1 rRNA gene is annotated in these 219 nt (G+C 56.6%); it reads right to left on the minus strand.

Annotated elements, in window-relative coordinates:
• Positions 1 to 219, minus strand: a 23S ribosomal RNA gene (locus tag H6A27_RS14950); the annotation flags it as partial.

Consider the following 219-nt stretch of genomic DNA (forward strand, 5'->3'; position numbering starts at 1 on the left):
CCGGATGGTCCCGGCGGATTCACGCAGGATTCCTCGTGTCCCGCGCTACTCAGGATTACACTATGCTTCGTCTCGCTTCGAATACGGGGCTGTCACCCGCTGTGGCCGGTCTTTCCAGACCGTTCTTCTCACAAGATTTCTTGCAACGTCGTGGTCCTACAACCCCAACAATGCCGTAACACTGTTGGTTTGGGCTATTCCCCGTTCGCTCGCCACTAC

It is taken from the genome of Bacteroides caecigallinarum, from assembly GCF_016902295.1.
In the GTDB taxonomy this organism is placed as follows: Bacteria; Bacteroidota; Bacteroidia; order Bacteroidales; family Bacteroidaceae; genus Phocaeicola; species Phocaeicola caecigallinarum_A.